Genomic DNA, 13,111 nt, shown 5'->3' on the forward strand with positions numbered 1-13,111 from the left:
TCACTTGTGGAGCAGGCCGAGGTCCGCAGACCGTCGGCGCGGCGGAATCCTCGGTGCCTGAACGTAAGTCATTCCGCGAACTTCGTGCGGCCGACCCAGTCGAACCGCGGCAACTGCTCGCCGTCCACGTCCGCGGTCGCGCCCGAATAGGTGAAGTGCTCGCGACCGTTGCCGTGGACCATCTTGACGCTGTGGGACAGGTCGTCGACCTCGCACACCCTTGTCGTTCCTGAGAACTCAGGGCCTCCGTGAAGGACAACGCGATGGTGCGCCATGACTGCACTCCCTTCCGAGCTGTGTCCCGTCTCACTTTCACGATGTAGGCCGGAAGAAGGAGCGTCAACGAGGACCAAGTACTTGTGGAAAAACCCTTAGAGTCGGCGTTGTGGCCGATGACGACACTGTTTCAGGTCGGCGACCACAATCTTTGGCGGTTCTGGTTGACCTCGTGGTGCTGGTGCCGCATAGGATTCAGATCTTCTTCTCGGGCACGTCTGCGCGCGGCCCGGCGGTGGCGGTCGGCGCCTTCCGCGGACCGCTCGCGCCGAGGCCCGGATGCGCGCGAACGCGGGAGGTCCGCGCGCCCGCTCTGCTGTCTCGAAGGGTGCGGGAACCATCCGTCGGGCCACGCCTGGCGCAGCAGGTGACATCCGTTCCGCTGGTGGAACGTCGGTCAGGAGGTGCGGTGGCGGGGTCGGAAGTGCACAGCCGGTCGTTCCGAGTGGTGGACAGCAGGTCGCCGGCGGTGACGCGGGCTGTCGCGATCCTCGAGGAACTGGGACGGGCCAGGCGGCCCGTCGCGCTCACGGACCTGGCGCGGTCGCTGGACCTGGCGAAGTCCACGGTGGCGAACATCTGCACGGCGCTGGAGGCGGGCCACATGATCCGCCGCGTCGACGGTCGGTGGGCGCTCGGGTACAAGGTGGTCGAGCTCGGCCAGGAGTTCCTGGCAGGCACCGACCTGGTGGCCGAGTTCCGGCGGGCAGCGGCCGTCCTGCCGGTCGCTGCCCGGGAGACCGTGCTCCTCGCGGTGCTCGACGGTGTCGAGGTCGTGTACCTGGCTCGTCACGAGGGAACCCAGCCGATCCGGCTCGCCAGTGACATCGGCCGGCGAATGCCCGCTGTCGTCACCGCTCTGGGCAAGGCGATGCTGGCGAGCCTCCCGGTCGCGGAGATGGAGGCCCGGCTCGCCGGGCTGGGCGAGCTCCCCGTTCTCACGCCCCGGTCACACCGGACGGTGGAGGACCTGCGCCACGACCTCGACGCCACGAGGCGGCGCGGGTATGCGGTCGACGACGAGCAGAACACGGAGGGCGTGACGTGTGCGGCCGTGGCGTTGCCCGGTCGCCCTGGGACCCCGACCGCCGTCAGCGCGACGATGCTCACCGTCCGCGCCTCCGCCGGGCTGAGCGAGTCGGTGGTGGCCGACCTGACCGCGTTGGCGGGCCAGCTCTCCCGCCTGACCGACGTCTGAGGAATTCCCGAGCCCCGTCGGCGCGTCGTTCCTTGAAACGGCACGGGTCAGAAATCCGGTGCGTCGCATCATTGCTGGAATTCCCATCGCGAAACCTGGATGTCGGCGATCGTGCTCGTCCTGGAAATCGCCTGGTTGAATTCATTGAGGTCGATTCGGATCTTGGTGTGCTGGATTTTCTGGGTGGTCGCGTCGAAATTCTGGTGAAACCACTAGAGGTTTCCGCGGGGTTCCACTGGCTGAACTACGTTCCACGAGTGGCACGAATGCGGAGGGCGGTGCGGCAGTGCATCAGAAACCGGGAGTGCGGGTCGAGGACGAGCGGTTCGCCGAGCTGGTCGACCCGTCGACGTCGGTCGAGCGGCTCGGTGGCGGAGCCACGTGGAGCGAAGGTCCGTTGTGGCTGCCCGGCGAGGACGCGGTCCTCTTCTCCGACATCCCCGGCGATCGGATCCTCAGGTGGACCGCGGAGACCGGCCAGGTCACCGTCGACCGAACCGGCGTGGAGTTCACCAACGGCCGCACGCTCGACCTGAACGGGCGGGTGGTCACCTGTTCGCACGGACGCAGGGCGGTCGAACGGACCGAAGCCGACGGCAGCACGACGATCCTCGTCGACCGCTACGGCTCCGCTCGGCTGAACTCGCCGAACGACGTGGTCGTAGCCTCGGACGGGGCCATCTGGTTCACGGACCCGCCCTACGGGATCGTCCAGCCGCACGAGGGGCATCCGGGGACACCGGAGTACGGCGGCAACCACGTGTTCCGGTTCGTCCCGGAGACCGGCGAACTCGTCGCGGCGATCGTGGACGTGGAGGAGCCGAACGGTCTCGCCTTCTCCCCGGACGAGCGTCTGCTGTACGTGTCCGACACCTCGGCCGCGCTGCGCACCGACGGCAGCGGCCACCACCACATCGCCGTGTACGACGTGCGTGAGGACTGGCGGTGCGTCAACGGCCGGCTGTTCGCCGAGATCACCCCTGGGCTCGCGGACGGGTTCCGGGTGGACGTGCACGGCAACGTGTGGACCTCCAGCGGCGACTCGGTCCAGGTCTTCGCGCCCGACGGCGTCCGCCTCGGCCGGGTGCCGGTGCCGGAGACCGTGGGCAACCTGTGCTTCGGCGGTGAGAACGCGGACGTCCTCTACATCGCCGCCACCACGAGTCTCTACCGCCTGCGGACCACGACACGGGGGTACTGACGTGACCGCGCTGCTGAGGGTCGACCGGCTGGTGAAGTCCTTCCACGGCAACCGCGCCGTGGACGACGTCACGTTCGAGGTGTCGCGGGGTGAGATCGTGGCGCTGCTGGGGGAGAACGGCGCGGGCAAGTCGACCGCGATCAAGGTGCTGGCCGGCGTCCACCAGAAGGACTCCGGCCGGGTCCTGCTCGACGGTGAGGAGCTGGCCGGGGCCCGGCACAAGATCTCCTTCGTGCACCAGGACCTGGGCCTCGTCGAGTGGATGACCGTCGCCGAGAACATCGCCCTGGCCACCGGGTTCCCCCGCCGCGGCGGCCTGATCTCCTGGCGTGCCGCCCGTGAGGAGGCGATCCGGACGCTCTCCCTCGTCGGAGGCGACATCGACCCGGACACGCGGATCTTCGACCTGCCGAGGACCGAGCGGTCGCTGCTCGCCATCGCCCGCGGACTCGTCGGCGGGCCGGAGCTGCTCGTGCTGGACGAGCCGACCGCGAGCCTGCCCGCCGCCGACGTGGAGCGGTTGTTCGCGGTCTTGCGACGCCTGCGGGAGCAGGGCGTGGGGATGATCTACGTCTCGCACCGCCTCGACGAGGTGTACGAGATCGCCGACTCGGTGGTCGTGCTGCGCGACGGCCGGGTGGTCGGGGAAGGACCGGTCGGCGAGATCGGCCCGGACGAGCTGGTGCGCCTGATCGTGGGAGGGCAGACCACCGCGGGTGGGCGAGGTGTGGCCGGCGAGGCCACCAGACTGGAGCTCCGCGGTGTGCGCGTCGGCGACGTCGGCCCCGTGGATCTCCGCCTGCGGCGCGGTGAGGTGGTCGGCCTGGTCGGGCTGCGGGGTGCGGGACAGGAGGAGGTCGGCCGGGCGGTCGCGGGCCAGCTGTCCGTGTCAGGCGGCCGGATGGTGCTCGACGACCAGGACTTCCGTCCGCGCGACACCGCCGACGCGGTCCGCGCGGGTGTGGGGTTCACGACCTCCAACCGGGAGACCGACGGCGTCGCCACGGGACTGTCCGTGCGGGAGAACCTGTTCCTCAACCCCGAGGTCTGGGGGCGGCGCACGTTCGCACCGGCCCGCCGGAACGGGGAGCGCGAGCGAGCGGCCGGGCTGGTGCGGCGGTTCGGGATCCGCCCGGACGACACCGAGGCCGCGATCGACACCCTGTCCGGCGGCAACCAGCAGAAGGTGGTGCTGGCCCGGTGGTTCGGCCTCGGCCGGGTGGTGGTGGTGCTGGAGGAACCGACGATGGGTGTGGACGTCGGGGCGAAGGCCGACATCCACTCGTTGATGCGCCGGGCAGGAGAACGGGGCGTCGCCACCCTGGTCGTCTCGACCGATCTCGAGGAAGTCGCCGGGATCTGCCACCGCGCGCTCGTCTTCGAGCGCGGCCGGGTCCGTGCGGAACTCGCCGGCGACCAACTCACCGTGGCGGCTCTGATCGCCGCGGCGTCCGGACTGTAGGACAAGGAGTCTCGATGCCCACGCACACCTCGGTGCGCTCCACCGCGCTGGAGCCCCGCAAAGGCGCCGCGGTCTCCCGCCGCCTGCTCACCGTCTACGGCATGGTGCTCGTCACGGCGGCGTTGTTCCTGCTCTTCGTCCTGCTGTCGCCCGACACGTTCGCCACCACGCTCAACTTCCGGCTGCTGGCCGCCGGCAACGCCGTGCCGCTCGTCCTGGCGCTCGCCGTCACCGTGCCGATGATCGCCGGCAAGATCGACCTCTCGGTGGGCTACGCGCTCGGCCTGTGGCAGGTACTCGCGCTGTCCCTGCAGCTGAGCGGACTGGACTACCGGCTGGCGATCCTGCTCGTCCTGGCCGGTGGGGCGGTGGTCGGCCTGGTCAACGCGCTGCTGGTCGAACTGGCCCAGGTCGACGCGTTCGTCGCGACCCTGGCCACCGGTCAGGTCATCTTCGCGATCACCTACTGGTACACCGGTGGCAAGCAGGTGGTCGACACCGGCGGGACGCGTGCGGCCTACTTCGACGACCTGGCGACGTGGTCGCTCGGACCCGTGCCGGGCCCGTTCGTCATCGCCCTGCTGCTCGCCGTCGCGTTGTGGGTGGTCCTGGAGTTCCTGCCGGTCGGCCGCTACCTCTACGCGGTGGGCGCCAACCCCAGGGCGGCCGAGCTCACGGGCATCCGCCGCCGCCGTTACGTGGTCGGCTCGATGGTCGTCTCCGGGGTGCTGTGCGCCGTCGGCGGAATCCTGCTCTCCGCGCGCCAGGGCGGTGTGGCGCAGGCCAACATCGGACCGGACTTCATGCTGCCCGCGCTGGCCGCCGCCTTCCTCGGCTCGACCACCATCCGGCCCGGCCGGGTGAACGCGTGGGGGACGCTGCTCGGCGTCGTGATCACCACCATCGGCATCTCCGGTCTGCAGCAGCTGCTGCCCGGCCGGTTCTACCTCGAACCGCTGTTCAACGGGCTGACCCTGGTCGCGGCGATCACGATCGCCAGCCTGGCCAGCCGGAAACGCCTGGCCAGTGCGGAACGGCACCAGCTCGTCAGCGTGCCGACCGGGAAGGGGAACCAACAGTGAGGACGACCACCTCGACACGGGTGGCGCTGTCGTTCGCGGTGGTCGCGGGACTGCTCACCACGGCGTGCGCCAGCCCGACCGTCGCCGAGCGGCAGGGCCGTTCGCCCGTCGCCGCGACCAGCCAGGAAACCCTTGTTCCACGGGGAGTCGGTGGGGACGTGCTGGCCGACGCGCGGAAGCGCGTGGCCGAGAGCCTCAGCGGTACGACCGGGTTCACCCCGCCCTCCCAGCCGGTTCCCGCCCAGCGCGTCGGCGGCACCATCGCCTTCGTCGCCGCGGACCTCACCAACGGCGGTGTGAACACGGTCAGCCGGGCGGTGGCGGAGGCCGCGGCCGCGATCGGCTGGAAGGTCACCGTGCTGGACGGGAAGGGCAGCGCACAGGGACGGACCGACGCGCTGAACCAGGCGCTCGCGATGAAGCCGATCGGCGTCGTCCTCGGCGGGTTCGACGCCACCGAGCAGGCGTCCACCACGAGGCAGGCGGCCGACCTCGGGATCCCGGTCGTGGGGTGGCACGCCGGGGCGACTCCCGGCCCGATGACGGCCGCGGGGGTGTTCGTCAACGTCACGACCGACCCCCTGGAGGTGGCGTGGCTGGCCGCGGCGTTCGCGGTCGCGGACTCCGCCGGCACGGCGGGGGTCGTCGTGCTGACCGACTCCCAGTACGAGATCGCGCTGCGCAAGGCCAAGGCCATGCAGGACTACGTCCGGCTCTGCGCGGGCTGCACCGTGCTGTCCGGTGAGGACTCGCCGATCAGCGAGGCGGACGCGCGGATGCCGAGCCTCGTGTCGTCGCTGCTTCAACGCAACGGTGACCGCTTCGGGTACCTGCTGGCCATCAACGGCAACTACTTCGGTGGCGCCAAGTCGTCTCTGCGGGACGCGGGCAAGCTCCCGGACGGTCCGCCGAAGTCGGTCGCCGCCGGCGACGGCGACAGCGCCGAGTTCCAGCGCATCCGCACCGCGGACTACCAGGCGGCCACGGTCGCCGAGCCGATGGTGCTGCAGGGCTGGCAGCTCGTCGACGAGCTGAACAGGGCACTGGCCGGCAGGGAACCGTCCGGTTTCCTGGCGAAACCCGCGCTGATCACGAAGAGCAACGTCCCCGCCGGTGAGGTCTTCGACCCGCCGTCGGGCTACCGGGAGATCTACCGGAAGGTGTGGGCGGGCAGGTCATGACGGGGACACAGGTAGGGGTGGTCGGCCTCGGTGTGATGGGTTCGGCCATCGCGAAGCGACTGGTGAGGACCGGCCATGTGGTCCGGGTGCACGACGTGCGGCCGGAGGCGGTGCGAGACCTCGCCGCCGAGGGCGCTCTTGCCTGCGCCGCACCGAGAACCGTGGCCGGGGCCGGCCAGGTGGTGCTGTCGCTGAACTCGGCGGCCATCGTGGAGCAGGTGGTCTTCGGCGCCGACGGGGTGCTCGCCGGGGACGCCGAGGGAGTGCTGGTGGTCGACATGTCGAGCATCGATCCGGTCAGCACCCGCGACTTCGCGGCCCGGGCCGAGGAACGCGGCGCGTCCTGGGTGGACGCACCGCTGTCCGGTGGCGCTCCGGGAGCCGAGCGCGGTGCCCTCACGCTCATGCTCGGAGGTCGCGAACAGGATGTGGAGCGTGCGGCGTCACTGCTCACCGCACTCGCGGCGCGGGTCACGCACATCGGGCCCAGTGGAGCGGGGCAGATCGTGAAGCTGGTCAACCAGGTGCTCGTGGGGTGCGCGTTCGCCGCACTGGCCGAGTCGGCCGCGCTCGTGCGCGCCGCCGGTCTTCCCCCGGCCGAGGTGGTGAGGGCGCTCACCGGCGGCAGGGCCGACTCGGCACTGTTGCAGGAGTTCTTCACCAAGTTCGCCGAGGTCGACCTGGCGCCGACCGGGCGCGTCGTGAACATGGTGAAGGACCTCGAGGCCGCGCGCTCCTTCGCGCGTGCGCACAACGTCCCGCTCCCCATCACCTCCGCCGTCACCGAACTGCACCACTGGCTGGTCACCGCCGGACACGGCGACGCCGACAACGCCGCGCTGATGCGCTACTACCTGGATGGGAAGATCGGATGACCCGCTCGCTGTTCGACCTCACCGGCCGCAGGGCGCTGGTCACCGGCTCCAGCAGGGGAATCGGCGCCGCGCTGGCCGCCGGCCTCGCGGAGTCGGGTGCCGAGGTGGTCCTCAACGGACGGGACCCCGGCGCACTGCGGGTGGCCGCCGCGGACCTGGCCGAACGCAGCGGCGGCACCGTGCACACGGCCTCGTTCGACGTGACCGACGCGGCCGCCGTCGAGGCGGCCGTCGAGGAGGTCGAGCGCGATGTCGGTCCGATAGACGTCCTGGTGAACAACACCGGGGTGCAGCACCGCGAACCCCTGCTCCAGGTCTCCACCGAGAACTGGCGCCGGGTGGTCGACACGAACCTGACCAGTGCCTTCATCGTCGGCCGCACGGTGGCCGCGCGGATGGTCGAACGCGGCCACGGCAAGATCGTCAACGTCTGCTCGGTGCAGAGCAGGCTCGCCAGGCCCGGTATCGCGGCGTACGCGGCCTCCAAGGGTGGGCTGGCGATGCTGACCCAGGCCATGTGCGCGGAGTGGGCGTCGGCGGGGGTGACGGCCAACGGCCTCGCCCCCGGTTACGTCATCACCGAACTGACCCGCGCGCTGGTGGAGGACCCGCGGTTCGACGCGTGGATCACCGGCCGGACACCGGCAGGCCGGTGGGGACGGGTCGAGGACCTCGTCGGCACGCTCGTGTGGCTCGCCGCTCCCGCGTCCGATTTCGTCAACGGCCAGGTCATCGCCGTCGACGGCGGCCTCACGGCGGTGATCTGAGGTGGCGGGGACAATGCGTGCGGTCGTCGCACACGGAGCCGGCGAGCTGCGACTGGAGGAACGGCCCCTACCGTCGCCCGCTCCCGGGCAGGTCGCCGTCCGCATCCGCTACGGCGGCATTTGCGGTTCCGACCTCCACTACTGGCGGCACGGCGCGGTCGGTGACTTCCGGCTGCGCGAACCGCTCGTGCTCGGTCACGAGGTGGTCGGCGAGGTTCGGGAGGTCGGCGCGGGCGTGCGGGGACTCGAACCGGGGGCACGAGTGGCCGTGCACCCGGCGACACCGTGCCGCGAGTGCCGGCAGTGCCTGTCGGGCCGGCACAACATCTGCCCCCACACCGCCTACCTCGGCAGCGCAGCCCGGTTCCCGCACGTGCAGGGCGGTTTCGCCGACGTGGTCGTGGTGCCCGCCGAGCAGGTCCTCGTACTGCCTGCCGGGCTCGACCTGCGCCGCGCGGCCCTGGCCGAACCCGCGGCCGTGGCGTGGCACGCGGTCGGCAGGGCGGGCGACGTCACCGGGAAGCGCGTGCTGGTGACCGGGGCGGGTCCGATTGGCTGCCTGGTGGTCGCCGCGCTGCACGCCGCGGGTGCCGCCGAGATCGTCGTGACCGACGTGCACGCGGCGCCGCTGGCGGTCGCCGCGGCGGTCGGCGCGACCTCCACCGTCCAGGTCGGCACGGCGCAGGCCGCCGAGCTCGAGGGCATGGCCGCGGACGTCGCCGTGGAGTCCTCCGGTTCGCCCGCGGGGTTCGACACCTGCCTGAACGGCGTGGACCGGGGTGGACTCGTGGTCGGGCTCGGCCTGCTCCCGCCGGGCGGCACCGCGGTCGCGGCCAACGCGATCATCACCAGGGAACTCAGGGTCGTCGGGTCCTTCCGCTTCGACCTGGAGCTGGCAGAGGTGCTGACGGCGCTGCGCAGCGGCATGCTCCGAGCAGAACCGGTGATCACGTCGGTGCTTCCGGTCGGCCGTGTGTCCGAGGCCTTCGAGACGGCCGCCGATCCGGCGGCCTCGTGCAAGGTCCTGCTGGACTTCCAGGCTTCGGACGGGTGAGCGCCGTGTGCCTTCCCCCCTGCCCGATACGTGATCGCGCACAGCACCGGCGGCGGTCGCGCGACTTTCCGGTGCCGAAACTCGAACGGAGCACGCGATGAACCCCGACCCCACCCGGCCGCGGATCGCGGTCTCCCGTTCCGGCCTCCCCGGTGGCGGAGTCGAGCTGCTCGCCGCGCGGTGCGACGTCGTCGAGTGGCGAGAGGACGCGGCGCCGACCGCCGGAGAACTGGCGGACCTGGTGCGGGGCTGTGACGGCGCCGTCGTCCTGGGCACCGACCGGGTCGACGCGGCGCTGCTCGACGCGGCGGGAGACAGACTGAGGGTGGTGGCGCTGGCGTCCATGGGATACGACGCGGTCGACCAGGCAGCCGCCGCGGAGAGGGGAGTGGTCGTCACGCACACACCGGGGATCCTGGCCGAGACGACCGCGGACATCGCGATGTCGCTGATCCTGATGAGCAGGCGCCGTCTCGGGGCCGCGGTCGACTCGCTGCGGCGCGGTGAGTGGCGGACCTTCCGGATGAGCGGCTTCCTCGGCCTCGACGTGCACGGCGCGACGCTGGGCCTCGTGGGGTACGGGCAGATCGCCCGAGCCCTCGCCCGTCGTGCGGCGGGCTTCGGCATGCGGATCCAGCACCACGATCCCCGTCAGGGCGGCGACGACCTGTCCACGGCCGTCGGTCTGCCGGAGTTGTTGCGCACCAGCGACGTCGTGTCGCTGCACGTGCCGCTCACCCCGGAGACCGTCAACCTGATCGGCGCGGCTGAGCTGGCGCTGATGAAACCGACAGCGACATTGGTCAACACGGCGCGCGGCGGTGTCGTGGACGAGACGGCGCTGCTGGACGCCCTGCGCTCCGCACGGCTGCACTCGGCCGGACTGGACGTGATGACCGACGAGCCGCGCAGCGATCCGGCCGACCCGCTGCTCACCGAACCGAAGCTGGTCGTGCTGCCGCACGTGGGGTCGGCCACGGAGACGACACGCGCGGCAATGGTGGAGTTGGCCGTCGAGAACGTGCTCGCGGTGCTCGGCAACGGAGCGGCTCTCACCCCGCTGCCGGGAACGCCCGCAGCCCCGGCCCCGCGGTCCACCAGATCGTCCTGAGACCGCACAGGTGGTCGTGGCACGCGGGGTTCAGCCGCGCCCCACGAGCGGCATCGTGGTCGCCATCAACGTCATGAACTGCACGTTGGCCTCGAGAGGAAGCGAGGCCATGTGGAGGACGGCATCACCGACGTGCCGGACGTCCATCGTCGGTTCCGGTGCCACCGAGCCGTCCGCCTGCAACGCACCGGCGCTCGCCTGCTCGCTCAACGAGGTCGCCGCGTTGCCGATGTCGATCTGACCGCAGGCGATGTCGTACAGGCGGCCCTCCAGCGAGAGGGACTTGGTGAGGCCGGTGATCGCGTGCTTGCTCGCGTTGTACGCGATGGCGTGCGGCCGGGGTGCGTGCGCGGAGACCGAGCCGTTGTTGATGATCCGGCCTCCTTGCGGGCTCTGGCTCTTCATGGTGCGAAAAGCCGCGCGTGCGCACAGGAAGGAGCCGGTCAGGTTGGTGTCGACCACCGATGTCCACTGGTGGAGGCTGTAGTCCTCCAGTGGCGTGGCCGGAACGGTGATCCCCGCGTTGTTGAACAACAGGTCGACCCGGCCCCAGCGCTCGAGAGCCGCGCCGAACAACGCGTTCACCGACTCCTCGTCGGTGACGTCGGTCGGCACCACCAGGACCGAATCGGCGGATGTACCCGCCGCCGTCTCCACCAGCGCGTCCGCTCGTCGTCCGGCGAGCACCACGCGCCGCCCGGAGGTCAGCAGCGCCCGTGCGACCGCGCGACCCACGCCGGACCCGGCGCCCGTCACCACGCACACAGCGGTCATCGTGTCCTCCTTCATCCAGTTCGGACAGTGCGGCGGCGCTGCCGGTCGCTCAGGAGAGCGGGAGCTACCGCAACGATTCGAAGTGTCTTCGCACCAGCGAGAGGGAAAGCTCCGGAGGCATCCGGTCCGGGTGCAGCACCCCGTCGACCACCAGCCCGCTCAGCAACGACGAGAGCCGTTGCGCCTCCAGCACCAGGTCGAGGTCGCCCGCCACGGCACCGGACTCCGACATCGCGGTCAGCACTCGGTGGCAGAACGCGCGCACCCCGTCGTACAGCCGCGTGGTGTGCGGTGTGAGCGAAGGCCGGGTGCGGGCAGCCGTGGTGAAGGCGACCAGCAACGCGGCGTCGGCGGGCCGGGAACCGTCGAGTGGCAGCACCTCGATGAGAACGCGTTCGGCTGTGCAGGCGGACCTCACGTCCTCGTCGAGCGAGCGGGACTGCGCCAGGACCCGCTGGTCCACGGACCGGCACAGGGCCTCCGCAGCGAAGACGATCATGTCGTCCTGACTGTCGAAGTAGTGCCGGATCGAGCCGATGGCAAGGCCGGCCTCCGCTGCGACGGTGCGCAGCGAGGCCTGTTCGATCCCGTCGCGCTCGACCACGCGGAACACCGCCTCCGCGATCGCGCTGCGGCGGGCGGCGGGATCAACGACCCGAGGCGACATCTCTCTCCGCTTCTGCCGCTGGGCCTGCCGTGTCCACGGCAGGCCCAGCGCTCTCATGCTCGGGCGTTGACGTGCAGGGCGAGGGCGGTGCCCGCGCCGAGCGTGGTGGTGAACCGGCCTTGCGCGTCGATCGTCACGCGCACGCAGCCCGTGTTCTGGACGTTGCAGTAGCTCCCGGCGGGCAGCGCGGTCTGGAACGTCCGGGTCACCGGGAACGTCTCGCGGTTGATCGCGACGAAGCCTTTGTCGCCGCGGCCGAACGCGATCAGGTCGTACCCGTTGTCCTGCCAGTTGTTGACGTCCGTGCCTCGGACGGTGTTGCGGAACGCCACCATGTTCGCGATCTGCGTCCAGGCGTGCTGGCACTTCCAGCCGCTGTAGCAGACGTTGTTGCCGGGCGGACCGGCGTCCTTGTCGCTGAACTCGTAGCCCGAGTACACCTGCGGCGCACCGTAGTTCCACGCCAGCATGAAGACGTTCGCGAGCGTGTACGTCGAACCGTCCTTGTAGGTCAACGTGGACCCGTTGCGCTCGGTGTCCCAGTTGTCGACGAACGGCCGGGCCTGGCCGGAGGGCAGGAAGCCCCACGACTGCCCGAACGTCTTCAGGTAGGCCAGGTTCTCGTTGTTGAAGATCCGCTTGACGTCGTACGCGTAACGGAACTCGTCCACGTCACCGGACCCGGTGTACTCGCCGGGCTGCACCGCCTCGCCCGCGCCGTAGATCACCTCGTGCACCCAGAACACGGTGGGCTTGCTCAACTTCGCCTTGATGGCGCTCATGTCGGCGGCCGCGATGTGCTTGGCCGCGTCGATCCGGAACCCGTCGACGCCCATCCCGATCAACCGGTTGAGGTACGCGGCGATCGCGCCGCGCACCCGGTCGCTTCCGGTGTCCAGATCGGACAGACCCACGAGCTCGCAGTTCTGCACGTTGGCACGATCCCGGTAGTTCGAGATCGAGGTGCGGCAGGAGTGGAAGTCCGCGTTGCCGTAGTAGCCGGGGTAGTTGTACTTGGAGTAGGCGCTGCCGCCCGTCCCCGTTCCCGAGCCGGCGCTCATGTGGTTGATCACCGCGTCGGCGATCACCTTCACCCCGGCGCGGTGACACGTCGAGATCATGGAGCGGAAGGCGTTCTCGTCGCCGAGCCGTCCGGCGATCCGGTAGCTGACGGGCTGGTAGGTGGTCCACCACTGCGGACCCTGGACGTGCTCGGTCGCGGGGGAGACCTCGACGTAGCCGTAGCCCTTGGGGCCGAGGACGTTGGTGCACTCCGACGCCACACGGGCGAACGGCCATTGGAACAGGGTGGCGGTGACGTCCTTGGCACCCGGTGGCGCCGCAAGACTTTGCACCGGCGAGCAGAGCGCGACGGCCAGGGCAGCCGTGAGCAGGACGCGAAGAGCAGAGGAAACCACGTTGTCTCCTTGTGACAGGGAACTCCTGGCAGTCGTACCAAGCCG

Annotated in this window: 13 protein-coding genes; 9 read left to right on the forward strand and 4 right to left on the reverse strand. The window is 70.5% G+C overall.

The genetic code is table 11. From position 1 onward, the window contains the following. Positions 1 to 68: 68 nt before the first annotated feature. A complete protein-coding gene (locus ND450_RS07845; RefSeq protein WP_256557463.1) occupies positions 69 to 275 on the reverse strand; it encodes a DUF5988 family protein in 207 nt (68 codons plus the stop codon). 410 nt (positions 276 to 685) lie between these two features. Between ND450_RS07845 and ND450_RS07850 the strand changes: the two genes are divergently transcribed. The 9 genes from ND450_RS07850 to ND450_RS07890 all read left to right on the forward strand — a co-directional run bounded on the left by ND450_RS07850 (position 686) and on the right by ND450_RS07890 (position 10,207). Next, positions 686 to 1,474, forward strand: a complete 789-nt coding sequence (locus ND450_RS07850) for an IclR family transcriptional regulator (RefSeq protein ID WP_253325495.1) — start codon at positions 686 to 688, stop codon at positions 1,472 to 1,474. Between the two features lie 286 nt (positions 1,475 to 1,760). Beyond that, positions 1,761 to 2,675 (forward strand): SMP-30/gluconolactonase/LRE family protein, encoded by a 915-nt coding sequence (locus tag ND450_RS07855; RefSeq protein ID WP_253325496.1) that lies wholly within the window; start codon positions 1,761 to 1,763, stop codon positions 2,673 to 2,675. 1 nt (position 2,676) lies between these two features. Beyond that, complete coding sequence (locus tag ND450_RS07860; protein ID WP_253325497.1) at positions 2,677 to 4,137, forward strand: sugar ABC transporter ATP-binding protein; 1,461 nt, start codon at positions 2,677 to 2,679, stop codon at positions 4,135 to 4,137. 14 nt (positions 4,138 to 4,151) lie between these two features. Further along, a complete protein-coding gene (locus ND450_RS07865; protein ID WP_253325498.1) occupies positions 4,152 to 5,219 on the forward strand; it encodes an ABC transporter permease in 1,068 nt (355 codons plus the stop codon). Further along, positions 5,216 to 6,400 (forward strand): substrate-binding domain-containing protein, encoded by a 1,185-nt coding sequence (locus ND450_RS07870; protein WP_253325499.1) that lies wholly within the window; start codon positions 5,216 to 5,218, stop codon positions 6,398 to 6,400. The genes ND450_RS07865 and ND450_RS07870 overlap by 4 nt, the downstream gene beginning before the upstream one ends. Further along, on the forward strand, positions 6,397 to 7,275 hold the full coding sequence (locus tag ND450_RS07875) for an NAD(P)-dependent oxidoreductase (RefSeq protein WP_253325500.1): 879 nt from the start codon (positions 6,397 to 6,399) through the stop codon (positions 7,273 to 7,275). Before ND450_RS07870 ends, ND450_RS07875 begins: the two co-directional genes overlap by 4 nt. After that, positions 7,272 to 8,042: an SDR family NAD(P)-dependent oxidoreductase gene (locus tag ND450_RS07880; RefSeq protein WP_253325501.1), complete on the forward strand. Its 771-nt coding sequence runs from the start codon at positions 7,272 to 7,274 to the stop codon at positions 8,040 to 8,042. Before ND450_RS07875 ends, ND450_RS07880 begins: the two co-directional genes overlap by 4 nt. Positions 8,043 to 8,055: 13 nt before the next feature. Next, entirely contained in the window at positions 8,056 to 9,096 is a 1,041-nt protein-coding gene (locus ND450_RS07885; protein WP_253325502.1) for an alcohol dehydrogenase catalytic domain-containing protein, read from the forward strand. A gap of 97 nt (positions 9,097 to 9,193) precedes the next feature. After that, positions 9,194 to 10,207 (forward strand): D-glycerate dehydrogenase, encoded by a 1,014-nt coding sequence (locus ND450_RS07890; RefSeq protein WP_253325503.1) that lies wholly within the window; start codon positions 9,194 to 9,196, stop codon positions 10,205 to 10,207. A 30-nt stretch (positions 10,208 to 10,237) separates the two neighbouring features. On the opposite strand, the gene ND450_RS07895 is transcribed toward ND450_RS07890, so the two are convergent. The 3 genes from ND450_RS07895 to ND450_RS07905 form a co-directional block, all read right to left on the reverse strand. After that, on the reverse strand, positions 10,238 to 10,981 hold the full coding sequence (locus tag ND450_RS07895; RefSeq protein ID WP_253325504.1) for an SDR family oxidoreductase: 744 nt from the start codon (positions 10,979 to 10,981) through the stop codon (positions 10,238 to 10,240). A 64-nt stretch (positions 10,982 to 11,045) separates the two neighbouring features. Beyond that, positions 11,046 to 11,705, reverse strand: a complete 660-nt coding sequence (locus ND450_RS07900) for a TetR/AcrR family transcriptional regulator (protein ID WP_253325505.1) — start codon at positions 11,703 to 11,705, stop codon at positions 11,046 to 11,048. Then, a complete protein-coding gene (locus ND450_RS07905) occupies positions 11,702 to 13,066 on the reverse strand; it encodes an alpha-amylase family protein (protein ID WP_253325506.1) in 1,365 nt (454 codons plus the stop codon). Before ND450_RS07905 ends, ND450_RS07900 begins: the two co-directional genes overlap by 4 nt. Positions 13,067 to 13,111: the final 45 nt, after the last annotated feature.

Origin of the sequence: Lentzea sp. HUAS12 (genome assembly GCF_024125735.1) — a bacterium.
Lineage (GTDB): Bacteria > Actinomycetota > Actinomycetes > Mycobacteriales > Pseudonocardiaceae > Lentzea > Lentzea albida.

Bases quoted from the DNA above. Each gene is read 5' to 3' on its own strand.
- ND450_RS07845 (WP_256557463.1), bottom strand. From the start codon at position 275: ATGGCGCACCATCGCGTTGTCCTTCACGGAGGCCCTGAGTTCTCAGGA.
- ND450_RS07865 (WP_253325498.1), top strand. From the start codon at position 4,152: ATGCCCACGCACACCTCGGTGCGCTCCACCGCGCTGGAGCCCCGCAAA.
- ND450_RS07875 (WP_253325500.1), top strand. From the start codon at position 6,397: ATGACGGGGACACAGGTAGGGGTGGTCGGCCTCGGTGTGATGGGTTCG.
- ND450_RS07880 (WP_253325501.1), top strand. From the start codon at position 7,272: ATGACCCGCTCGCTGTTCGACCTCACCGGCCGCAGGGCGCTGGTCACC.
- ND450_RS07885 (WP_253325502.1), top strand. From the start codon at position 8,056: ATGCGTGCGGTCGTCGCACACGGAGCCGGCGAGCTGCGACTGGAGGAA.
- ND450_RS07890 (WP_253325503.1), top strand. From the start codon at position 9,194: ATGAACCCCGACCCCACCCGGCCGCGGATCGCGGTCTCCCGTTCCGGC.
- ND450_RS07895 (WP_253325504.1), bottom strand. From the start codon at position 10,981: ATGACCGCTGTGTGCGTGGTGACGGGCGCCGGGTCCGGCGTGGGTCGC.
- ND450_RS07900 (WP_253325505.1), bottom strand. From the start codon at position 11,705: ATGAGAGCGCTGGGCCTGCCGTGGACACGGCAGGCCCAGCGGCAGAAG.